The organism is Dinoroseobacter sp. S375 (genome assembly GCF_049800775.1).
Taxonomy (GTDB): Bacteria; Pseudomonadota; Alphaproteobacteria; order Rhodobacterales; family Rhodobacteraceae; genus Dinoroseobacter.
Window position 1 is genome coordinate 1 of record NZ_JBNAFR010000013.1, and the last position, 21690, is coordinate 21690.

The 21690-nt window shown below is 62.6% G+C and carries 19 protein-coding genes and 2 pseudogenes; 12 read left to right on the forward strand and 9 right to left on the reverse strand.

All coding sequences use genetic code 11. The features are described from left to right. Positions 1-80 precede the first annotated feature (80 nt). A protein-coding gene (locus ACP150_RS19985; RefSeq protein WP_424964469.1) for an IS3 family transposase occupies positions 81-1234 on the forward strand; the annotation gives its coding sequence in 2 pieces (ribosomal slippage) (positions 81-342 and positions 342-1234; 1155 coding nt in all). Here ACP150_RS19985 and ACP150_RS19990 read toward each other — a convergent pair. Both ACP150_RS19990 and ACP150_RS19995 read right to left on the reverse strand, forming a co-directional pair. After that, the gene (locus ACP150_RS19990) at positions 1231-1680 is read right to left on the reverse strand and encodes a zinc ribbon domain-containing protein (protein ID WP_424968466.1); all 450 of its coding nucleotides are present in this window, start codon (positions 1678-1680) and stop codon (positions 1231-1233) included. The genes ACP150_RS19985 and ACP150_RS19990 overlap by 4 nt on opposite strands. Positions 1681-1824: 144 nt before the next feature. Further along, positions 1825-2757 (reverse strand): annotated as a pseudogene (locus ACP150_RS19995) (IS5 family transposase). Positions 2758-3132: 375 nt separating this feature from the next. Here ACP150_RS19995 and ACP150_RS20000 point away from each other — a divergent pair. Next, positions 3133-3417 (forward strand): hypothetical protein, encoded by a 285-nt coding sequence (locus ACP150_RS20000; protein WP_424968467.1) that lies wholly within the window; start codon positions 3133-3135, stop codon positions 3415-3417. Between the two features lie 300 nt (positions 3418-3717). Here the strand turns inward: ACP150_RS20000 and ACP150_RS20005 are convergent. Next, positions 3718-4898 (reverse strand): annotated as a pseudogene (locus tag ACP150_RS20005) (IS3 family transposase). Between the two features lie 448 nt (positions 4899-5346). On the opposite strand from ACP150_RS20005, the gene ACP150_RS20010 reads away from it, so the two are divergent. Further along, positions 5347-5889, forward strand: coding sequence for an RNA polymerase sigma factor (locus tag ACP150_RS20010; RefSeq protein ID WP_424968468.1), 543 nt, complete (start codon positions 5347-5349; stop codon positions 5887-5889). Here ACP150_RS20010 and ACP150_RS20015 read toward each other — a convergent pair. Further along, the gene (locus tag ACP150_RS20015; protein WP_424968469.1) at positions 5886-6449 is read right to left on the reverse strand and encodes a hypothetical protein; all 564 of its coding nucleotides are present in this window, start codon (positions 6447-6449) and stop codon (positions 5886-5888) included. The two genes, ACP150_RS20010 and ACP150_RS20015, sit on opposite strands and share 4 nt — an antisense overlap. A gap of 142 nt (positions 6450-6591) precedes the next feature. Between ACP150_RS20015 and ACP150_RS20020 the strand changes: the two genes are divergently transcribed. Next, complete coding sequence (locus tag ACP150_RS20020) at positions 6592-7752, forward strand: S8 family serine peptidase (RefSeq protein WP_424968470.1); 1161 nt, start codon at positions 6592-6594, stop codon at positions 7750-7752. A 78-nt stretch (positions 7753-7830) separates the two neighbouring features. Here ACP150_RS20020 and ACP150_RS20025 read toward each other — a convergent pair whose 3' ends face one another. The 4 genes from ACP150_RS20025 to ACP150_RS20040 form a co-directional block, all read right to left on the reverse strand. Beyond that, positions 7831-9462, reverse strand: a complete 1632-nt coding sequence (locus ACP150_RS20025) for a calcium-binding protein (protein ID WP_424968471.1) — start codon at positions 9460-9462, stop codon at positions 7831-7833. A 25-nt stretch (positions 9463-9487) separates the two neighbouring features. Beyond that, entirely contained in the window at positions 9488-9727 is a 240-nt protein-coding gene (locus tag ACP150_RS20030) for a hypothetical protein (RefSeq protein WP_424968472.1), read from the reverse strand. Between the two features lie 215 nt (positions 9728-9942). Beyond that, the gene (locus ACP150_RS20035; RefSeq protein WP_424968473.1) at positions 9943-10314 is read right to left on the reverse strand and encodes a Lin0512 family protein; all 372 of its coding nucleotides are present in this window, start codon (positions 10312-10314) and stop codon (positions 9943-9945) included. Beyond that, the gene (locus ACP150_RS20040; RefSeq protein ID WP_424968474.1) at positions 10311-10658 is read right to left on the reverse strand and encodes a Lin0512 family protein; all 348 of its coding nucleotides are present in this window, start codon (positions 10656-10658) and stop codon (positions 10311-10313) included. Before ACP150_RS20040 ends, ACP150_RS20035 begins: the two co-directional genes overlap by 4 nt. A 366-nt stretch (positions 10659-11024) precedes the next feature. On the opposite strand from ACP150_RS20040, the gene ACP150_RS20045 reads away from it, so the two are divergent. The 6 genes from ACP150_RS20045 (at position 11025) to ACP150_RS20070 (ending at position 17055) form a co-directional block, all read left to right on the forward strand. Beyond that, a complete protein-coding gene (locus ACP150_RS20045) occupies positions 11025-12428 on the forward strand; it encodes a hypothetical protein (protein ID WP_424968475.1) in 1404 nt (467 codons plus the stop codon). A gap of 590 nt (positions 12429-13018) precedes the next feature. Beyond that, entirely contained in the window at positions 13019-13687 is a 669-nt protein-coding gene (locus ACP150_RS20050) for a cupin domain-containing protein (protein WP_424968476.1), read from the forward strand. After that, a complete protein-coding gene (locus tag ACP150_RS20055) occupies positions 13687-14370 on the forward strand; it encodes an SDR family NAD(P)-dependent oxidoreductase (protein ID WP_424968477.1) in 684 nt (227 codons plus the stop codon). Before ACP150_RS20050 ends, ACP150_RS20055 begins: the two co-directional genes overlap by 1 nt. Before the next feature lie 3 nt (positions 14371-14373). Further along, positions 14374-15447, forward strand: coding sequence for a flavin monoamine oxidase family protein (locus ACP150_RS20060; RefSeq protein ID WP_424968478.1), 1074 nt, complete (start codon positions 14374-14376; stop codon positions 15445-15447). Then, entirely contained in the window at positions 15437-16039 is a 603-nt protein-coding gene (locus ACP150_RS20065; RefSeq protein ID WP_424968479.1) for a TetR/AcrR family transcriptional regulator, read from the forward strand. The genes ACP150_RS20060 and ACP150_RS20065 overlap by 11 nt, the downstream gene beginning before the upstream one ends. Before the next feature lie 197 nt (positions 16040-16236). Then, a complete protein-coding gene (locus tag ACP150_RS20070) occupies positions 16237-17055 on the forward strand; it encodes a DUF2189 domain-containing protein (RefSeq protein ID WP_424968480.1) in 819 nt (272 codons plus the stop codon). 44 nt (positions 17056-17099) lie between these two features. On the opposite strand, the gene ACP150_RS20075 is transcribed toward ACP150_RS20070, so the two are convergent. Continuing rightward, the gene (locus ACP150_RS20075) at positions 17100-18035 is read right to left on the reverse strand and encodes a LysR family transcriptional regulator (protein ID WP_424968481.1); all 936 of its coding nucleotides are present in this window, start codon (positions 18033-18035) and stop codon (positions 17100-17102) included. A 111-nt stretch (positions 18036-18146) separates the two neighbouring features. Between ACP150_RS20075 and ACP150_RS20080 the strand changes: the two genes are divergently transcribed. Both ACP150_RS20080 and ACP150_RS20085 read left to right on the forward strand, forming a co-directional pair. After that, positions 18147-20573, forward strand: a complete 2427-nt coding sequence (locus tag ACP150_RS20080) for a GcvT family protein (RefSeq protein ID WP_424968482.1) — start codon at positions 18147-18149, stop codon at positions 20571-20573. 166 nt (positions 20574-20739) lie between these two features. Beyond that, entirely contained in the window at positions 20740-21648 is a 909-nt protein-coding gene (locus ACP150_RS20085; protein ID WP_424968483.1) for a LysR family transcriptional regulator, read from the forward strand. Positions 21649-21690 lie beyond the last annotated feature (42 nt).

The window sequence follows — 21690 nt, forward strand, 5'->3', positions numbered from 1 at the left end:
TGAGCTACCCCCCGAAATTCGGACACTGACGTAAGCTACGAATTGCTGTCTGCTGATCTTCGACGAAGAGGAGATCAGAGATGTCGAAACGGAAGAACCATTCGCCTGAGTTCAAGGCCAAAGTTGCGCTTGAGGCATTGAAGGGCGAGCGGACGGTTGCTGAGTTGGCAAGCCAGTTTGGCGTTCACCCGACGATGATCCACAGCTGGAAGCGTGCGCTGCTTGAAGGCGCGTCTGGCGTGCTCGAGCGTGGTGGCCGAAAGACGCCGGAAGTGGACGAAGAACAGGTCAAGGACCTGCACGCCAAGATCGGGGAGCTGGCTGTGGCCAATGATTTTCTGTCACGAAAGCTCAAACCGTGGACCGGCAAGTGAGGCGGAAGATGGTTGAACCAGCCAATACCGATCTGTCGATTGGCAAACAGTGCAGGCTGCTGTCGATCTCGCGGTCATCATTCTACTACACGCCCAAGGGCGAGACGGCGATGAACCTGATGCTGATGCGTCAGATCGACGAGCAGTTCCTGGAAACACCGTTCTTCGGTGTCCGGCAGATGACTTGGCACCTGCGCAACGAGGGACATCTGGTCAACGAGAAGCGTATCCGCCGATTGATGCGGCTGATGGGGCTCATGCCGATCTACCAGAAGCCCAACACCAGCAAGGCGGCGAAGGGGCACAAGACGTATCCCTATCTGTTGCGCGGTTTGCGGGTGACCCGGCCCAACCAGGTCTGGGCCGCAGATATCACCTATCTGCCGATGCGGCGTGGGTTCCTGTATCTGGTGGCGGTCATGGACTGGTACACCCGCAAGGTGCTGGCCTGGCGCATATCCAACACGCTGGAAGCAGACTTCTGCGTCGAGGCGCTGAACGAGGCGATCCACCGCTTCGGCCCGCCCGAGATCATGAACACCGACCAGGGCAGCCAGTTCACGTCGTTTGCCTGGACCGACCGGCTGCGGCGATCCGGCGTGCGCATCTCGATGGATGGCAAGGGACGCTTCCTCGACAACATCTTCGTGGAACGGCTCTGGCGAAGCCTCAAATACGAATGCGTCTACCTGCACGCTTGGGAAACCGGATCAGAGGCGACGGCGGGTGTCGGAAAATGGATCGAGTTCTACAACCGCAAGCGCCCCCATTCCGCCCTTGGCGGCCAACCGCCAGCCATGGTCTATTGGCTGAGAAAAGACGAAACCCAACCCGATCAGCAGGAGCAGAGAGTAGCTTAGATCACGCCGGAAACTGTCCAAACATTGGGGAGTAGCTCAGTGTTCTTGGTCTCGACCATACGGTCAACGAGTTCCAAGCTACTCTCATCAGCAGCTTTCACTTGGCGCGCCCACTCAGCACGATCCGCTTTGGCCAGTTCCAGACGACCGTTCCATGCGTCTTTGAACATGGCGATTGCCAGATCGACCAAATGCTTAGTCGGTTGGAGGCTCTTGAGAACATCCTCGAAGCCGTCTTCAAGTCTGGCTTTCGGGATAGACTTGCTCTTTTGCGAGCAACCGAGTGATTCGCAGCGGTAGTATGCGTAATGCTTGTATTTGCCTTTGGACCAAGCACCTGTCATCGCGTTTCCGCACGCGCCGCAATGAACGTGACCGCATAGCGGGAAGTCAGGAAAGAAGTCAGCTCTTGCTATGGGACGCGCACCCTCTTTCAGGTTCCGCAAGATTTGCTCATGGGTCGCATAACTAATCAGCGGTTCATGATGGCCACGACGGAGCGAAACTCTCCACTTCTTGGCCTGAACATGCCCCGCGGCTTTGTTGCGCAAAGTGCGTAGAGTCCGAATTTCCCCTTTCCCCAGAGATAGTTATCCTGCGGGCTCGGTGACGGGTATGCCGAGCGCGGTGTAGCCGTTGAGCACGGCGGCGCGGATCCGTAGTTCGGCAACCTGACGATCAAAATCCCGTGCCATGAGGCTCTGCCGCAACAGCCTCACGCAGTGCATCTTCGTCTCGGCGCGGCTTCAGCGGTGATAGCCGCTCCATTTTCGCCAGATCGCGGGGCCGAGGTATTTGGACGTGTGTAGAGCCTCGTTCCGGGCAATCGCGCCGGCTGTTGAGGGCGTCCACGGTTTGGCGTTCTTGCGTGGCGGAATAACTGCATGGGCACCACGGTCGGCGACGGCGTCGTGGCATCTACGCGTGTCGTAGGCGCCGTCTGCAGTGACCAACCCGATCTGTACGTCGTCAGCGATCGGGCCGAGCAGTTCTGGCAGCATGGGCGCGACGCCGACGTTGCTTCCGGTAATCTCGATGGCACGGATCTCCAGCGTCTGGTCGTCGAGCCCGATGTGGATCGAACGCCAGAGACGGCCTTTCGCGCCGCCATGCTTGCGGGCACACCACTCGCCTTCGCCCTGCGCTTTGATGCCGGTGCTGTCGATCAGAAGGTTCAGCGGGCCCTGCGCGCCACGGTAGGGAATGCGTACAGCCAAGGCCTTGTGGCGCCTGCTCAAAGTGCTGAAATCCGGCACGGCCCAGTCCAGGCCGACCAAGCGGAGCGGGCTCTTCACGAACCCTGTTGTCTGCCTGAGCGCCATTCCAAAGAGGACGTTCATCGTCAGACACGTCTGGATCGCGGCATCGCTATACTGCGGCTGCCGACCTCGCTAGCCGGCCGGCGGCGGCACTCAGACCATGTCCGGATCAAACCAGATCGCAAGGGAGCCGCGCTGCTTGAGCGCTTCGTTGTGAGCCGGTCAGTTCTTGGTCTAGCAGCTCCGCGGGATGGGTCTGCTCATGCAGGTCAGCTAACACGCCGGATTCACGACATGAATCCCTCATCCTGCCGTTGCGCAACACAGCCGTCCGAAAGAAGTCCGTCGGGTCATGGGCGTCGGAACGCCTTGGCGAATTTCATCTACTTAAGGATCAAGCGGCTGATATCATCCGACGCTGTGTCGATAGCTACAAACTCTGGCACGACGACCCGCCTCCACGTGAAGTGTTCATTCATGGAAAGACCAATTTCAATCGAGAAGAGATCGAAGGTTTTCGTGAGGGTGCGCCCGAAAGCACGATAGTTTGTGGCATTCAAATCCGGAGACCCAATGGCCTAAAGTTGTTTCAAAAAGAGGGACGACGCGGGATTATGCGAGGCCTTGCACTAAAAGTCGATGGCAGGAACGCTTTGCTATGAAGTTCGGTTTACGTGCCGAAAATTTAAGACCTATCCTTGCTGTGAAATCCCGACGCCAACAAAAGCCAAAATCGATTTCGGCGATACGCTCATCGAGCAGGTGGTGAACAAGATACTTGCTCTCACGATGCTCAATTTCAACACATGCATGTACGGCGACGGCGTCCCTGTACCCTTGCGTTTTGCCGATGACGTAGGTGAAATAGCGACCGCAATCCCCGAAGTCAGCTCCAAACCGCTCCGACTCCGTCACTATACTTGATCTCAGCGCAACCCGTTAGGTCGGGCTGTCGTAAACCGAGCCCGCAAGTGGTCTCGGCCATGCGGCTTCCATCCCTCGCGCGCCCTTGGCCAGCGGTGAACGGCTGACGTCTCTTCCTTGTTTGGGGGCTTTGCAGCCCCATCCCCCGTCAAGACCAAGCCCCGCGTTGTAACTTCGGGCGAAAGCCTCGGAACCGTGGCACGGCTACGCCTGCGCCCGCACCACGTCCATGTTTTTCGGTCTGGACGGCCGTCCCCCGCTCATTGGCACGGGGCCTAGTCCGGGTACATGCGCAACCGACTACCCAAAAAAGGTAAAAGCCAATGTGCTCAGCTCCACCTGAGTGGTCCGTTTTGGTTGTTGGTGCACGATCGGGCGTGGGTCTACCTGGGCGATGGTTTCCGGAACCGGTGGGCGGTAGCCCAGAGCTCTGTGTGGTTGTTTCGTGTTGTCGTGATTCCTCCATTGCGCGATCAGGATTTGGGCTTCGCGCGGGCTGTAATAGATTTTACCGTCCAAGAACTCATCGCGGAACCTGGCATTGAAGCTCTCACAGTATCCGTTTTCCTATGGGGAGCCGGGTTCGATGTATGCGGTCTTTGCGCCAACCGCCTTGATCCAGTCCTGGACCGCTTGGGCGACGAACTCTGGCCCGTTGCCAGACCGAATGAACGACGGCACGCCTCGCAGGATGAACAGGTTACTCAAGACCTCGATCACGTTGCCCGAGTTCAGCCTTCTATCAACACGGATCGCCAAGCATTCCCGGGTATACGCGTCGATGATGTTCGGCGTCCGAAACGCGTTCCCATCATTGGTCCAGCAATGCGCGAAGTCGTAACTCCAAACGTGGTTGCGACGCTCTGATCTTAGCCGAACGCAAGAACCGTCGTTCAGCCACAATCGGCCTTTCTTTGGCCGTTTCATTGGTACTTCCAGCCCTCTCGTCGCCACGGTCGTCACGCTTGTCATTCACTCGCCAACCCGCGTCTCGCAGCAAAGCCGCGACCCGACGATAACCGTCACGGCCATATTGCTTGGCCAGTTCGATTATGTCGGCCACCAACAGGTCTTCGTCAGGACGTCCAACCGGTACTCTGCGTTGCGTGGATCGGTGCTGTCTCAGAACACGACATGCCCGGCGTTCCGAGACCTTCAACTCACCGCGAACACGATCAGTGCAAGCGCGGCGGCGAGTGGGGCTTAGAAGTTTCCCTTTGCAGCTTCGGCCAACATCAGTTTGTCCAGCATCAGAGCTGAAACAGCTTTTCGAAGCCGTTCGTTCTCTTTCTGGAGGCGCCTGAGCTCGTTCAATTGGTCCGTGCCCATTCCACCGTACTTCTTCTTCCAACGGTAGTAGGTCTGTTCAGTCACGCCAATCTGCCGGATCGCGACCTGACGCGGCATAGCTTGCCCACCAGGACCTCAACCTGCCGTAACGTCGTGACAATCCCCTCGGGCTTTGGACGCTTCTGTGCCATGTGTTTCCTCCGTTTTCCTAAACATAGCGGAGGACCAATCCAGTGAGGGAAGACTAGGTCAGTCAGAAAAGACCAGACATGTTTACCGCTCGGTTTCCGAGCCGTGAAACTCGCCGCCAGGGGGAAATCAGCGGGTCCTGCCCATAGGTTTCACTGAAGTCGTTTCGCGTTTGTCGCCAAACAGAGCGATCCGAGCGGTCGCCAGTGGAAGAACCTTCGAGGCTCGCATGCGCGGCGGTCATCATCTGCGGCCGACGTAATTCAATAAGGCCTTACCCCAAGCCATTTCTATGATCTTGCGGACCAACTTGACCTCGCCGCCCGCGTCTAAAGCAGGCCAGTGGGCCTTCATTACCGGTCCAAATGATGCAACGTCGCGTTGAACACGATGGTGTGGGATGCCAGTGTTGGTGCGGCGGATACTGCGTCGGCAAGCGCGTGAGGGGCCTTGGACGATTTCGAGCTCATTCGGCGGATCGGGCGGGGCGACACCCGGGCGATGCGCAGTCTCTACGAGAGGTATAACGGGGCGGTTTACGCCTTTGCGATGTCGCGCGCGAAAAATGCGGAACTGGCCTCGGACTGTGTCCACGATACGATGATGGAGGTCTGGCGCACTGCCGACAGGTTCGCCGAGCGGTCCTCGGTGCGGACCTGGCTTTTCGCCATTGCGCGCAACAAGCTCGTTGATGCTCTGCGGAAACGTGGCCGTATGTCCTATGTCGAGGACGTGCCCGAGACCGAAGATCCGGCCCCTAGCCCGGAGGCAGCGGCCATCGCGGCAGCGGAGCGCGGGCGGCTTCATCGCTGTCTCGAGGGGCTATCCGGACCGCATAGCGCGGCGATCCGGCTCGCGTTTTTCGAGGAGTTGACCTATCCGGAAGTGGCCGAGGTCGAAGATGTGCCCGTGGGCACGATCAAGACGCGGATCTTCCATGCCAAGCAAGCGCTGATGCGATGTCTTGAAACGGGGCTGCGGAAAGCGCGCTAATCCGCGATCAGCTCCACAAGGTCGGGCCGCGCGGCAAGCGCCTGCCGCGCGGCCGCCGCGGCGTCGGCATCCGTGAAGGACAACTGCACAAACCCGAGCGCCGTGGGCCCGTCGGTGATAGTGCCGCCGAGAGGCATGAGTGCCTCGGCGATCTCCACCAAGGTTGCGGTTTCGGCAAAGCGGACCTGCAACGCGGCCTCGACCTGAGTATCGCTGGCCGTGCGGAAATTGCCCTCGCCTTGGAGGAAGCGTGGGGCGAGCGTGACCTGCCAGACGGCGATTGCCAGCACGGCCACCGCCGCGTAGCGCAACGCCTGGGCCCAGGGGCGGCGGTTCTCGTTGGCGGGTGTCGGCATCTCAATCTGTGCGGCGATCCGATCCCATACGGCCTCGGCTTCGCGATGCTCCGGTTCGTTGGCCAGTTCTGTCTGGACCTTGCGCAACAGGTCGACCTCAGCCGCGAGCGCGGCATCGCGGGTCATCTCAGCCTCGAACGCGGATTGCGCCTCGGGGCGCATCCGGTTCTGCAGATAGTCGAGAATATACTGTTCGCGATCCACGGTTTTCCGCTCGTTTTTTGCCGTTTAAAATTGGTTGTCGCACAAACCGGGCCGAAGGTTCAAAATTATTGTGATCGGAAGGGCATTGACCGCGGGGGTGCGTCGATGTCCCCAACAGAGTGTCGCCGAGCAGGAGAGTGCCATGCCAGTTCAATCGTCTCGGGCCGTGCGGTTCGCCCTGCTGATCGCGGCGCTTGCGCTGGCCGGATGCGCTGCGCTGCTCGATGACGCGGGGCCTCAGGATGCGCCGGACCTCGTGAACCCACGGCAGGTGATCGCGCTCTTGCCCGATGCGCAAGGGGTGGCGCAGATGCGCGCCGAGACCGAGGCGGAGGGCTATCGCGAACTGCGCGTCACGCGGCTTGCCGGGCTGGGCTTGACGATGATGACCTACCGAATGCCCGACGGGGTCACCGGAGAAGAGGCGATCTTCGCGCTGGAGGCGGCGGTTCCGTCCTCGTCGGTGGGCCTGAACCACGCCTATCGACCGCAGCAGGCCGGCGCGGTGCGGGGGCTCGACTATGCCGATGGGTTGATGGGCTGGACCGAAGGGGCGTGCCGGGCGCAGATGGCCATCGGGATGATCGACACTGCCATCGATCCCTTGACGCCGAGCCTCGAGGGGGTGCGGGTCGAGACGCGACAGTTCTTCAACGGCCCGGCGGCAGACCCCCAGCACGGCACGGATGTCGCCTCGATCCTCGCAGACCCGGCGCGGTTGCGCGATGTCACGCTCTACAGCGCGAATGTATTCGGTGGCTCGGGGGGCGGGGACCTCGTGACCGGGGCGGAGGCGCTGGTCCGCGCGCTCGACTGGCTGGCAACCGAGGAGGTTCGGCTGGTCAATCTCGCGTTGGCGGGCCCTTACAACAAGCTCTTGGATCTTGCCGTGGCGCGGGCCAGCGCGCGCGGGCTGATTCTGGTGGCGGCTGTGGGGAATGATGGCCCGGCCGTTGAGCCGATGTATCCGGCAGGCTTCGACAATGCGATTGCTGTGACAGCCGTCGATGTGGACCGGCGGGTCTACCGGAATGCGGTGCGCGGGCCCCATGTGGACGTGGCCGCCCCGGGGGTCGATGTCCGGATCCGCGGAGCCGGAGGGGCACGGTTCGTGACCGGTACCTCGATCGCGACCCCGTTTGTCACCGCCCGGCTCGCCGCCGATCCCGACGTGGTGGCAGCACGAAACACGGACGAGGTGCGCGCCCTGCTGGCCCGCACCAGCGCCGAGTTGGGCGCGTCGGGCCGTGATCCGACCTTCGGCTTTGGTCTGGCCAAGGCCGAAGGCGTCTGCGGGGGCTGACGCGGCATTGCTGCCGCGTGTTGTTCTGGAATGAACCCCCGCCGGCAGGGCGGGGGTGAGGATCGAACCCGGGTTCGGTCAGGCGATCAGGAACATGTCGGCGGTGAAGTCGGCGACCTCAACATCCTCGAAGGTGATGAGCTTGTTGTTCAGCGCCAGTTCCACGTCATCGCCCGTCTGGGACAGGCTGTCCAAGAGGTTGGCCTCGGTCACATCCGGGTCGTTGGTAAAGAAGGCCAGCTGGTCGATGCCGACTTCGAAATCGAGGATCACATCGACGCCTGCGTCCTCCTGAAAGAAGACGAACGTATCCGCCCCTTCGCCCCCGCTCATGGTGTCGTCGCCCGACCCGCCGCGGATCACGTTGTCCGCGTCATTTCCGGTCAGGACGTCATTGCTGGCCGTGCCGGTGACGTTTTCGAAATTGATGGCGCGACCGTCCGGACCCGGGCCGTTGTCGATCTCGATCACCCCGGTGGCAAGGTCCACACTGACCGGGCCGGAGGCGGCACCAAGGTCGAGCGTGTCGACACCCGCACCGCCGTCGAGGTCCAGCGTGATCGCGTTCACCACATCGCCCTCGAGGACTGCGGTGTCATCGCCGCCGCCGAAATTGGTCTCGAGCGTTTCGGTATTGCGGATGTCGAGCTGGAAGAGCCCGTTCACCGACTGGTCATTGACCTCGATACGGGCGAATTGCACACCCTCGGCGGTGGTCGCAAAGGTTGCCACATCCTTGTTCTGCAGGTCCGTATTCACGAGATCTGTATCGAAATTGACTTGAACCCGGTCCTCATCCGCGCCCCCGTCGAACAGGTCCGAGCCGTCCCCGTTGTTCCAGATGATCGTGTCGTCCCCGGCGTCGCCATGAACCGTATCGCCGCCCTTGTTGCCGATCAGGGTGTCGTCTCCATCGCCGCCCAGGATCCGGTCATCGCCGCTCCCGCCGGAGATCACGTTATCCGCGTCGTTGCCGATGATCTGGTCGCCGCCCTCGGTGCCGATCACGTTCTCGAACCCGATTGCTTTTGAGGTTTCGACCGCAGGTCCGAGGTCCAGACCTTCGAAGTCTTCGGGCGCAATGACGCCATTCGCGAAGAACACGTTGTCGACAAAAGCGCCGCTGTCGAGATTGACCGAGACGTTGCTGGTGATGCCGCTGAAATCGAGCGTGTCGATGCCTGCGCCGCCATAGAGCTGCAGCTGAATCGCGTCGAGCACCCCGTCGCCGATGATCGCGGTGTCCTTGCCACCGCCAAAATTCGTCTCCTGCACCTCGGTTTCGCGGATATCGAGTTGGAACAGACCCCGCTCGGTCTGGCCGTTCACCTCGATCCGGGCGAACTGGATCCCGTTTTCCGTCGTGGTGAAGGCCGCCACATCGTCGTTTTGCAGATCGGTATTCACGAGGTCGGTGTCAAAATTCACTTGCTGGCGGTCCGTGCCATCCCCGCCATTCATCAGGTCCGAACCGTCCCCGTTGTTCCAGACCAGCAGGTCATCACCCGCGCTGCCGAACATCTGATCGTTGCCGGTATTGCCGATCACCACATCGGCGCCATATCCGCCAAAGAGGCTGTCGGCCTCTGCGCCGCCAGAGATCTTGTCATCGCCGAACAACCCAAAGGCAATGTCCTTGCCGTCGGATCCGAGGATGTGATCGCCTTTGAAAGAGCCGAAAATAAGCTGGAAAAGTGTAAGATAAGACATTGGGGTCTCCGTTCTGGTATTGTCCTCAACACATGCCCGCCGACCTCTCAGAGGCGCTCTTCTGCGCATGGAGCCGGCCAAGTGTGCGGTGGTCGCGAGAGCGCGCGGAACGGTTCAAAAGTTTTTGCAATTTTTTCTGGGGTGCGGCGTTGCCGGGCCAGTTCTGACCCTTGAGGCCGGTTCGGCCCTTTGGCAGGCGCGTGGCGCGCAGCGACGATGCCTGTTTGCCGACAAGCTCTCTCGCCTGCAGGGGCAGCTTGCTCACCTATGCGGCCATCGGACCCCAAGTGGAAAAGAGGTGGCTGAGTGGAGTGACGATCGATGGCATGCGGGCTCGTGTTGAAAACCGCGCGCCGAACGCGGCGGCCATCGGATCGCGGCTGGGATCCGGGACCATGCGCCTGTCGATGCTGAGTGCGGTGGGGGCGGCGCTAGATGGCGCTGGAAACGCGTGGGGTCGAGCGCTTCAAAGGGCGCCCCTCAGCCAGCCTGGCCTTGTCGGACCCACCCGTCCTGTCTTGGCAAGAAGGCCTCCACGGAGGCGCTGGCGATCACGATCAGGCCGCCCGTCTCGGGGTTGGGGACGTTGAGCCCGCCCTTCACGGCGCGAACCGTGACCCGCCCCCTTGGGAGCTTCGTTGTCAAAGCCTCGCAGTCCACGGCCTCGGGCTCCTGAATGCCGACGGTCACCTGAACCCGCATCTGGTCGTGAGACAGGCCCACGGTCTCGAAGATCGGCAGGGCAGAATGGCGGATGGCGTCTTCAATCGCGCGCGCGGCCGCTTTCGTATAGTCCTGCCCGTACTGGTCGTTGCCCATGCCCATTTCGATGATGAAACGCTGTTCACTCATTGCGCGCGCTCCATGTCAAAACTGACCGAGAGGGCGACATTGGCGATGATCGTAGGATTGCCCGAGCCCTCGGGGCGCGGGATGTCGAGCCCTCCCGTAGTGACGTGAAACTCCGTCTGGCCGTAGGGAAAGACCTTTTCGAGCTCTGCGATCTCCACAGCGCCCGGGTTCTGCACCCCCACATCGACGCGGATCCGCATATCGGTTTTCTCGAACCCGAAAAGCTCCGCGAGGTTGATGGAGTTGTGCCACAGGGCGTCCTTGATGCCGCGTTTCACGGCCTCCGTATAGTCACCGCGCCGCAGGGAGGTCCCAATCCCGAATTCGGTAATCAGTCTTGGCATCAGTCAGCGCGTCCCTTGCTGCAAGATAAGAGATGGATGAGCATTCGTTCGACCCGACATGCTCCGATGCGCCAAGCCTAGCGGCTTCAAGACAAACTGCAATCATGGCGCCGAAAGTCGATGACCCGGGGCGGCCTTGATCCGCAAACATCTCGTCCGCCCTGCGACGAGTACCTGCGCCCATGGCGGATATCGCGCGCGCCGCCGATGCAGCAGGAGCGATGCGATGAAAGGCCGGAACGGTCCGCGGATGAGACGCTTAAAATGATCCGGAACAAGGCTTGAAGGGCACGTAATCGTCCCTCGGCAAGTAAGGGCGTCCAACGCCGAAGTTTTTTTGAACCGTTCGCGGCACTCGCACGACCTTTGAGCGATCCGGCCTGCTGGTCGATCCGCAAACACCAACGCACAAAGGCAAAAGACATGGCAAAGACATCGAATGATTTGATCGAGGACAGCGGCGGGTTTGGCGACCCGGTTGCGCTGTTCACTCCGGACCAATCCCGCACGGACAACGCAGCGAGAGCATGGCCACAGGCCCTTTCCAAGACATTTGGCTCGCAACGGTTTGCACGCGCCATCGAACAGGCAAGGCAGACCATGTCGCTGGCACCGTGGCTGCAATACAGTGCCAATCCGGACTTGGAGCAAGCAGCCGCCGAACGACAGCTCAAGCACCAGATCGCCGCCGCGCTGGATCAGGGATTTGTCCTGCATGACCCCTGTTTCCCCGAGTTTGCCCGGCTTGATAAGCACAACCAGTTTGGCTTTGTGAACCCTGACAACCTCTATTTCCTGGCCAGTATCGAAACGCCCGGAAGCTACGTGATCTCCGGCAAACGGGGAACCAGCGCTGACCTGCAGATCCAAGTGGGCGCAGGTGAACCAGGCTTTGATCCAGACCTTACGAGCCCGATCCCGGTCAGCGAGCTTGACCTGAGTGCCTTGTCGGTCAAACGGAACGGCGAATTCACCATCCTCATCAGTGACACCCAGCCCTGTGACCTCAAGCGCGGGGAAAACTGGCTTTGCAACACCAAGGGAGGGCTGTGCGCAAACAGCGTCCTGATCAGAGAAAGCCTGATGGACTGGAACACAGAGACGGGCGGCACGTGGCGGATCGAACGCTTGGACACTGTGGGCAAAAGAAACCCTCTTCCAACCCCTGAGCTTGTGGACCTGCAATACGAACGGGCGGCGCGCTATCTCACCGGCTCAACGACGGGTTGGATAAAATTCGTCGAGCAACTCAGGGTCAATCTGCCTGCCAATCACATCAGTGCGCCGCGCAAGACCGGGCAAGGCTTGCCGGGGCAGTACAATTCCGCTGGTCATTTCCGGATGCGCCCTGACACGGCAATCCTCATCACCGTGGAGGAATCCGACGCGCGGTATCAGGGCATCCAACTCGGCGATCTCTGGTTCAACGCCCTTGATTTCCGCCGCCGGCAAACGAGCCTGACGACGAAACAGGCGTATCAAAGCGAGGATGGCAAGTACCGCTTCGTAATCAGCGCGGAAGATCCCGGATTTGAAAACTGGCTGGACCCAGCTGGCGCCTCCATCGCTTTTGTTTTCATGCGCTGGCAAGGCATCCCGCACGGCCCGGGAGAAAACCCAAAAGCACCAAACGCGCCTGGCAGCCAAGTCTTGACGTTTGATCAGCTTGCCGAAGAGCTGAAATGCGAACCCGTTTTCTCGCCAGAACAACGAAGAGCTCAACTCGCCGCTCGCCACGTAAGCGCGATGAAGGTTCCCAGAGGATTCTGATGACCTGAATGACAGAGGGGTACGCGCGTGTATCCCCGACAGGACGCAGCGTGAAGGCCGCCGCGCAGCACGACAAGCGTCGCTACAATCGCCCCTCTTGAGACAGTGTTGCGTGATGCCCTGCCGGGCAGTGATCGAAATCATGTCCGGTGGGCTCATAGATTGGCGGCGCGTCGCCGCTCCGAGGGCTCATCGACCTGCGGGGGGACTGTGTGGACGCGCTCCAAACGCCTGTCCGGGCATGTCGTGACACCCCGCATGTGCCGACGGGGCAGATGACGGGGACAATTCCACCGCCCCGATGCCGAGCCGCGGCTCACATGCCTTTGAAAGCCGGCCAGATGCCTCGAAACCAAGTTGCACCGAACCTCTACCTAATGGTAGGTAGAGTTCAGCTGAGGCGGAGAAACAATTCGAGTTGAAACCCGGGGTGCACGTGCTGGGGCGGATCCGCATGGGGTTCGACCGCTTGCCAGCATCGCTGATGCCACCGACGCCGTTTCGACGCCCTGCGCGGTGCAGGCAAGACAGCCGCGTACCGGAGCAGGGCGGTGCAGACAGATGAAACGCCATGTCGAAAGGTCAGGGCCATGGAATTGAACGCAGATTTTTCGCAGCGCGTGGTCATCCACTCCGATCAGCTGGACTGGGCGGCCTCGCCGATGCCGGGCGTCGACCGGCGCATGCTGGACCGTATCGGCGGCGAGGTTGCGCGGGCCACGACCATTGTGCGTTACGCGCCCAACAGCAAGTTTTCCGCCCACACCCATACGGGTGGCGAGGAATTCATCGTGCTGGATGGCGTGTTTCAGGATGAGCATGGCGATTTTCCCGAAGGCACCTATGTGCGCAACCCACCGACCAGCGCCCATACGCCCGGGTCCGATGCGGGGTGCACCATTTTCGTCAAGCTCTGGCAGTTCGACATGGCTGATCGCACCCAGTTTCGGAAATCCATGGCGGATGAGCTCGGGGCACCGGTAGACGGCGTTGCGCGTGCGATCCTCCACGAGGATCCGCGGGAAATTGTCAGCTATAGCCATCTCGATCCGAGCGCGACATTGCGCGATGCGGCGGAGGGCGGCCTCGAACTTCTGGTGATCGCGGGCAGCCTGACCGAGGGCGGGGATGCGCTTGGCAAAGGCGGCTGGCTGCGCCTACCCGAGGGGCAGCCTCTGGTCGCCAAGGCAGGACCGCAGGGCGCAAAGGTCTGGATGAAAACCGGTCATTTACGCCACGCCAAGCCGCCGGCCGTCTGATGGCGGCGCAGAACCGACTGGCGCTCGTTGCCGGGGCGGGGCCGGGATTGGGGCAGGCGCTGCTGGCGCGCTTTGCCGCCGGCGGGCTCACCCCGGTTGGTCTCGGGCGCACGCAGCCGGATCAGACCACCGGGGCGTTCCACGCGCTCGACCTCGCAGATCCGACAGCCGTCGCGCCGGTGATCGCTGAGCTTATGGCCGAGCACGGTCCGCCTGCGATCGTGGTGCATAACACTGCGGAGCTTGTGATCGCACCCTTCGCCTACACCACGCTGGAAGACCACCAACGCTGCTGGAGCTCCATGGTGCAGACGGCCATCGTGCTGGCTCAGGCTACGCTGCCGTCCATGGCCCAGACCGGGGGCGGGGCGTTCCTCGTTTCCGGAGCCACGGCCTCGCTCCGGGGTGGGGCGCGCTTCTCGGCCTTTGCCAGTGGCAAATTTGCGCTCCGGGGGCTGACCCAATCCCTGGCGCGCGAGTATCAGCCCGCTGGTGTGCATGTCTGCCACGTGATCCTTGATGGCATCATCGACACCGCAAGATCCCGCGACCGGCATGGCCTGGAGCCGGACAAGATGATGCAGCCCGCCGATATTGCCGAGGCCTATTGGCAGCTGGCCCATCAACCCAGATCCACATGGACGCATGAGCTGGATCTGCGTCCCGCAAGCGAGGGGTTCTAGCCGATGACCACCCTGATTATCGGCGGCGGGCTCTCCGGTCTTGCCTTGGCCGAACGGATGGAGGCCGAGGGCCGGGACTACCTGCTGGTGGAGGCCCGTGACCGGTTCGGCGGGCGCATTCTGACCGAGCGCGTCGGGGCAGGGGCGTTCGACATGGGTCCCGCCTGGTTCTGGCCGGGACAGCCGCGCATCGCGGCCCTGATCGACCGCTTGGGGTTGGAGAGGTTCGATCAGGTCTCTGACGGGATCCTGACCTTCGAGGATGAACAGGGACGCGTGCAACGGGGGCGCGGCTTTGCCTCCATGGAAGGGTCCTGGCGGATCAAGGGCGGGCTCGTCGAGGTGACGGATGCGCTTGCCAGCCGCCTACCGACGGGGCGCAAGCGCCTGTCGGCGCAGGTTGTCGCGCTGGACCAGATGCCGGAGGGCATCGTTGCGACCCTGTCCACGGCGCAGACCCTGAGCGCGGCCCAGGCCGTGGTCGCGCTGCCGCCCCGTGTGGCGGCGGGGATCCGCTATGCCCCTGCGCTGCCGGAGGACGCGCACGCGGCACTGCGCGGCGTGCCCACCTGGATGGCGGGGCAGGCCAAGGCGGTGGCGGTCTATGACACGCCCTTCTGGCGTGATCAGGGACTGTCCGGCGACGCCATGAGCCGCCGGGGACCGATGGTCGAGATCCACGACGCCTCCCCGGACCGTGGCGGTCCCTATGCGCTGTTCGGGTTCATCGGTGTGCCGCCCCAGGCGCGCCGCGACGCACCGGCTCTGCGCGCCCATCTGCTGGCGCAGCTGGAGCGGTTGTTCGGCGCGCAAGCGGCCACGCCGCGAGAGCTGCTGGTCAAGGACTGGGCGTTTGATCCGCTCACGGCCACGCAGGCGGATCACGCGCCGCTCCATGCCCATCCGAGCTATGGCCCGCCCCGCGCCCTGGACGGCCTGTGGCAGGGCAGGCTGCAGTTCGCTGGCACCGAGATGGCGCCGCAATTCGGGGGCTATCTCGAGGGCGCGCTCGAAGCGGCAGAGATCGCCTTCGGCAAGCTGGATGCCACATCCGGGAGCCGCACCCATGCGCACTGACACGAAAACTGCCCTGTTGGTCTCTGCCGAACGTGCGGCGCGGGCGCGCGGCTTCGACGGGTTCAGCTATGCGGATCTCGCCGCCGATGTGGGTATCCGCAAGGCCAGCATTCACCACCATTTCCCGAGCAAGGCCGCCCTGGCCGTCGCCCTGATGGCGCGGTACCACGCGGAGCTCGAGACCGCCTGCGCCGGGATCGACGCGACCCACGCGACGGGGGGCGCACGCCTGACCGCGCTGATCGATCTCTACCGGCGCGCCCTGGATGAGGGCAGACGTCTTTGTCTCTGCGTGTCTTTCTCGACCAGCCGCGACAGCCTGCCGACCGAGGTGTTGGAGCAGCTTCAGCGGTTCCGTCAGATGATGCTGGGCTGGATCGCGGATGTCTTTGCGCTGGGCCAGCAGGACGGGACGATTGCCGGGGTCCGGGACCCCGAGCTTGAGGCCGCCGCGACCTTGCCGCTTCTCGAAGGAGCCCATCTCGCCGCGCGGGCGCAGGAGGATGCGGCACTCTTCGATGCGGCGGTGCGGATGCTGGCGCAGCGGGTCCAGGGCGCGACCGGCGGGGCGGGGGCCTCTGGCCAAGCATAGCGCCCCGCCTTGCGCAGCGAGGCGGGCGCCCACCCCATCATGGGCCCATGGCAGCCGGTCACCGCGTCGGATGCAGGCCGCACTTGCTCTGAGGCCTGTCCCTATGCACACTCGACCGTGAGACAGGGATGTCCGGTCTCCCGCAGGGGCTTTGTCGAACAACGCCGCGCGGTGCCATGCTTTGGGAGGAGTGTGCCATGACATCCAAGACCACCGGAACGACGCCATCGGCCCCGATCACACCGCGGGGGCAGGGGTTGCCCGAGGTCAACACCCTGACGGCAGAGGACATCAAGGCGTCCCTCAAGGCCGGTTTCGCGGACTTTCTCGCGCGCCCGGTCATGAGCGGGTTTTTCGGCCTCTTCTATGCGGTGTTCGGGATCCTGCTTGTCTGGTGCCTGGTCTGGCTGGGCAAGATCTGGATGATCATCCCCGCCGTGATCGGCTTTCCGCTGGTCGCCCCCTTTGCCGCGGCGGGCCTCTACGAGATGTCCCGCCGGATGCAGCGGGATGAGGGGTTCGGCTGGTCCGAGATCCTCACGGTCATGGCGCGGCAGCGCAAACGCGAGATGGGCTGGATGGCCTTTGTCACGCTCTTCATCTTCTGGGTCTGGATGTACCAGGTGCGGCTGTGGCTGGCGATCATCCTGCAGGATTCCTCCTTTTCGGATTTCGACGGCTTTCTGCATATCGTGTTCTTCACCTCGCAAGGCTGGACCTTCCTCGCCATCGGAACCTGTGTCGGGGCGTTTCTGTCGGCTGTCCTGTTCACTGTCACCGTGGTCGCCATGCCGCTGCTGCTGGAACGGGAGATCGACTTCATCTCGGGCATGCTCACCTCCATCCGCGTCGTGACGGAGAACCCGGTGGTGATGCTCTCCTGGGCGGCGATCATCTCGATTACCATGCTGTTGTCGCTGGTTCCGGCGTTTCTCGGCCTGATCTTCACCTTGCCGATCCTGGGGCACACCACCTGGCATCTCTACCAGCGGGCCGTCGCCCCCATGGGGGAGTAGCGGACCCTGCGACGGGGGGGCAGTCCGCGACGGAACGCGCCGCGCTAGGCGCGCGGTGAGATCCGGAGCCGGGCGGCATCCTCGACGCTGAAAAAGCCCCGCAGCTCGTCCACAAACATCCTGACCAGGCGGCGCGGGTTGTCCGGAAGATGGCCCAGCACGATCTTGAAGGGCTCGATCGCTGGCTGCAGCGGGATGGCGGTGACCCGGTCGCCCGCATAGGTGATGTCGGTTTCGGTCACCATATGCAGCACCGAGCAGCCGATCCCGTCGCCTACAAGACTGCGCACCATCTCCAGCGAGGTGGCGGTTGCGACGACCCGTGGCGCCACCCCCGCCTGATCGAACTGGGTGGCGTAGTATTCGCTGATCACCGGCAGATCCAGCAGCACGAGGCTCTGATCCGCGAGATCCGTCAAAGACAGGCTGCGCCGCGCGGCGAGCCCGTGATCCACGGGCAGCAGCACATAGGCCGGAACCTCCAGCAGCGTCTCATAGGTGATCCCGGGCTTCATCGCATTGGCGACACAGACGATCACGTCATAGATCCCGGACAGCAGCCCGTCCTGCGCGCTCTGGGTGTCGCATTCAAAGAACTTCACCGTGACGCCCTCATTGTCGGACATCATCTGACCAAGGATCCTGGGCATGAAGGCGGGAGCCGCCGGGGCGTAGTAGCCCACGCGCAATGTGCCGGTCAGCTGCGAACGCATGTCGCTGCCATCCCGCATCAGGCTCTCATACTCGTCCAGCAGGCTCTGGATCTTCGCCTCCATCTGCTGACCTGTGGCCGTCAGGGAAATGCCCGTCGCCCGGCTCCGAATGGTGAGTTGCAGCCCGAACGCCGCCTCGACCTGATTGATCGCCGTATGCACGGCCGAGGGGACCACATTCACCACCCGCGCCGCTTCGGTGATGCTGCCGACCCGGATGGCGGTCATGAAATAGCGGAGCGCCTTGAGGCTGACATCGGCGGGCATTGGGGATCCTGAATTCTGGTTTTCCGAATATAGTATTCCAATCATTGTGTTTCATGAAAGACGTGATTGCGTGGATACTCGCCCGGATTTGTCAGCAGGAAAGAGTCCCCCATGCGCAGTTCAGCAAAAGTGGTCATTGTCGGCGGTGGTGTGAGCGGTCTGTCCGCCCTTTATCATCTGACACGGGAAGGCTGGACAGATGTCATGCTGCTGGAGCGGAACGAGCTGACCTCGGGCACCACATGGCATTCCGCGGCGCAATGCCCGCAACTGGCCTTCAACCAACTTCTGCTGCTTTTGCGGAAATACACGATCGGGCTCTACAAGGAGCTGGCCGAGGATCCCGACTACCCGATCAATTACCACCACCGCACTGGGGGGATGCGGCTGATCACGGATCAGGACAATATGGACGCGTCCCATCATATCATCTCGGTGGCCAAGGGGCTGGGGATCGAGTTTGACCTGCTGGATCCGGCCGAGGCCGTGCGGCGGAATCCTCTGATCAACCAGGATGGATTGCTGGGGGCTCTCTGGGACGATCTGGACGGGGATATCGACCCGGCGCAGCTGTGCCAGGCCCTTGCACGTCGGGCTCGAAAGGCCGGGGCCGAGATCACGCGCAACTGTCCTGTCACGGGGCTGATCCAGAAGCCCAATCACGAATGGGTCGTGCATACGGATCGGGGGAATGTCGAGGCCGAGCATGTCGTGATCGCCGCCGGCTACCGGGCCAACGAGGTCGGTGAAATGCTGGACATCACCTATCCGGTGATCAGCCTCGAACATATGTATTTCGTCACCGAGGATATCCCCGATCTGCTGGCGCGCGACACCCGCGTTCCCATGGTCCGCTGCCCGCGCGACACCTTCTACATGCGTCAGGAAAAGAAGGGGCTGCTGGTCGGCATCTACGAAGAGGACTGCAAGACCTTCGGGATGGACGGCATCGATCCGGATTTCGTCAACGCGCTCTGCCCGGATGATCTGGACCGCCTGCTGCCCAAGATGGAGCCGATTTTTGAGCGGCTCCCCTGCCTGCAGGAGGTGGGCATCAAATCCGTCGTGAACGGCCCGATCGCCTATGCTGCCGATGCCGGACCGCTGGTGGGCAAGCAGCCCGGGCGCCGCAACCTGTGGTCCATGAACGGCATCCGCGTCGGGATCGGCGAGGGGGGCGGTTATGGTAAGATGTTGGCGCAGATGATGGTGCATGGCGAGACCGAATGGGACAGCTGGCAACTGGACCCGCGCCGGATCACCAGCTTCGCCAATACCGAATACACCGCGCTCAAATCCATCGAGGACTACCAGATGGAGTTTCAGTGGCACCTGCCACATGAGCATCGCCCCGCCGGTCGCCCGGCGAAAACCACGCCGCTCTATCCGGTCCTGCAGGCGCAGGGCGCGGCCTTTGGCGTGGTCAACGGGTGGGAGCGGACGAGCTTCTACAAGCCGAGCCCCGACTTCGTCGAAGAGCACAGCTATCATTTCTGCAACTGGCACGATGTCGTGGCCGCCGAGGTCGCGGCGGTGCAAACCCGTGTCGGTCTCGCCGAGCTGTCCGGGTTCAACCGGTTCGAGATCACAGGGCCACGCGCGGCGGCCTGGCTCGACAGCCTGACCTGCTCCAAACTCCCCAAGAGCCCGGGGCGCGTGGGCCTGTGCTACTTCCTCAGCTGCAACGGCAATATCGACGCCGAGGCGACCGTGGTGAAGTTCAGCGAGGACAGGCTCTGGTATTGCTCGGCGGCAGCCGCTGAAGACCATGACATGGATTGGCTGACCGAGCGTCTGCCCTCGGGCTCCGACATTCGGATCACCAGCCTGACCAACACCCATACGGTGCTGATCATCGCGGGCCCCCAGGCGCGCGCCCTGATGGACGCTGCCTGTCCGCGCACCAGCTTTGCCCAGGCCGATTTCCCCTGGATGACCGCCCGGTCCTGTTTCGTCGGTCATGTGGAGGCGATGGTCATGGCCGTCAGTTTCTCGGGGGAGCAGGCTTTCGAGGTCCATATCCCCAACATCCAGCTGCACGCGGCCTATCTGGCCCTCACCCGCGCGGGCGAGGCCCACGAGCTCGCACATTTCGGCATGTACGCCATCGAATCCATGCGCATGGAAAAGGGATACGGCCATTGGAAAGGCGACTTCATCACCGAGTTCAACCCGATCGAGGCCGGGCTGGAGCGGTTCGTGGATTTGTCCAAGTCATTTCCCGGCAAGGCCGGGCTGGAGCGTCAGATCGCGCTGGGCAACCGGCGCAATCGGGTGTTGCTCGCGCTGGACAGCACGACCACCCCGGCCCATGCGGGCGAGACGATTTTCGACGGGGACAGGCCGGTGGGTACGATCACTTCCGCCGCCTGGGGGTACCGGGTCCGGCAGAACCTCGTCATGGCCTATGTGGATCCGGCGCAGGCCACGATTGGAACAGAGCTCTCCGTTCTGCTGATCGGGCAGAAAACCCCTGCCACCGTGGTCGCGCCCTGCCTCTATGACCCCGAGCATGCCATCCCGCGCGGGCGCGTCTAAGCTCCCACCCTTCCGGTCTTGATCAGCGCGCCGGGCGACACGCCCATGCGCCGTGGGGCAGGGGCGGGCAACCACCTCTGTTGCGATGGCATCGCCTCGGGCCGTCGCGCGCGCTTTCGCGCAGGATCCCGTTGCATGATCAGTAAATCTGATCATCCTGATCCGCATGATAAAGAGTCAGATCACCCTAAAGCAGTTGGAGGCCTTCGCCTTCGTGGTCGATACGGGCACCTTCCGGGCCGCTGCCACGGCGCTGGGCACGACCCAGCCCAACATCTCCTCCCGGATCGCGGCGCTGGAGGGGGCCTTGGGTGTCACGCTGCTCTATCGGGATGCGGGGTCCGTGCGGCTGACCGCCCGGGGGGCCGAATTGCTGGAGCGCACGCGGGATGTGCTGCGCGCGGGTGAAGCCTTGCTCGAAGCGGCGGGCCAGCAGGCGCTGATCGAGGAGCGGCTGCGGCTCGGGGTGACCGAGCTTGTCGCCTGCACCTGGCTTCAGCCCTATCTGCGCCTGCTGCGGCAGGCCTATCCGAGCCTGCGGGTCGAGCTTCAGGTGGATCTCTCGGACCAGATCGCAGAGCGCTTGCGCGAGGGACAGCTCGACCTTGCGCTGCAGAACGGACCCTTCGCTTTTCAGGCAACGGGGGAGCTGGTGCTCGCGCAGGAGGCCTATCTCTGGGTCGCGGCACCGGACCTTGCGGCATCGCTGGCAGAGGGGCGTTCGGTCGCGCGGTTTTTCGACAGTGCGGTCATCACCCATGCCCGGCAAACCACGGCGGGGCGCGCCTTGCACACGCTGGCAACCCAGCAAAGCTATGATCCAAGCAAGATCGTGCATTCCAGCTCGCTCTCGGCCTGCCTGCCGCTGGTCCGCGAGGGGATGGGTGTGGCACTCCTGCCCGAGGCGCTGGTAGCGGAGGACGTGGAAAGCGGTCGCCTCCGGGCCCTTGCGGCCGACTGGACGGCGCCGCCGCTGGCCTTCTTTGCCCGGTTCAACGCCGACCGCGCGCCGCGTTTCGCGGAAAAGGCCTGTGATCTGGCGGCGTCCCTCCGTCCGCCTACCGTTCAAGGATAGGGAAAATTTATCAGGTGGAGAAAATCAATTGATTTGATTTCT

Coding starts and splice junctions, on each gene's coding strand:
- ACP150_RS20025 (WP_424968471.1), bottom strand. CDS start 9,462: ATGTCTTATCTTACACTTTTCCAGCTTATTTTCGGCTCTTTCAAAGGC.
- ACP150_RS20040 (WP_424968474.1), bottom strand. CDS start 10,658: ATGCCAAGACTGATTACCGAATTCGGGATTGGGACCTCCCTGCGGCGC.
- ACP150_RS20070 (WP_424968480.1), top strand. CDS start 16,237: ATGACATCCAAGACCACCGGAACGACGCCATCGGCCCCGATCACACCG.
- ACP150_RS20020 (WP_424968470.1), top strand. CDS start 6,592: ATGCCAGTTCAATCGTCTCGGGCCGTGCGGTTCGCCCTGCTGATCGCG.
- ACP150_RS20060 (WP_424968478.1), top strand. CDS start 14,374: ATGACCACCCTGATTATCGGCGGCGGGCTCTCCGGTCTTGCCTTGGCC.
- ACP150_RS20055 (WP_424968477.1), top strand. CDS start 13,687: ATGGCGGCGCAGAACCGACTGGCGCTCGTTGCCGGGGCGGGGCCGGGA.
- ACP150_RS20035 (WP_424968473.1), bottom strand. CDS start 10,314: ATGAGTGAACAGCGTTTCATCATCGAAATGGGCATGGGCAACGACCAG.
- ACP150_RS20065 (WP_424968479.1), top strand. CDS start 15,437: ATGCGCACTGACACGAAAACTGCCCTGTTGGTCTCTGCCGAACGTGCG.
- ACP150_RS20050 (WP_424968476.1), top strand. CDS start 13,019: ATGGAATTGAACGCAGATTTTTCGCAGCGCGTGGTCATCCACTCCGAT.
- ACP150_RS20080 (WP_424968482.1), top strand. CDS start 18,147: ATGCGCAGTTCAGCAAAAGTGGTCATTGTCGGCGGTGGTGTGAGCGGT.
- ACP150_RS20075 (WP_424968481.1), bottom strand. CDS start 18,035: ATGCCCGCCGATGTCAGCCTCAAGGCGCTCCGCTATTTCATGACCGCC.
- ACP150_RS20085 (WP_424968483.1), top strand. CDS start 20,740: ATGATAAAGAGTCAGATCACCCTAAAGCAGTTGGAGGCCTTCGCCTTC.
- ACP150_RS20000 (WP_424968467.1), top strand. CDS start 3,133: ATGGCAGGAACGCTTTGCTATGAAGTTCGGTTTACGTGCCGAAAATTT.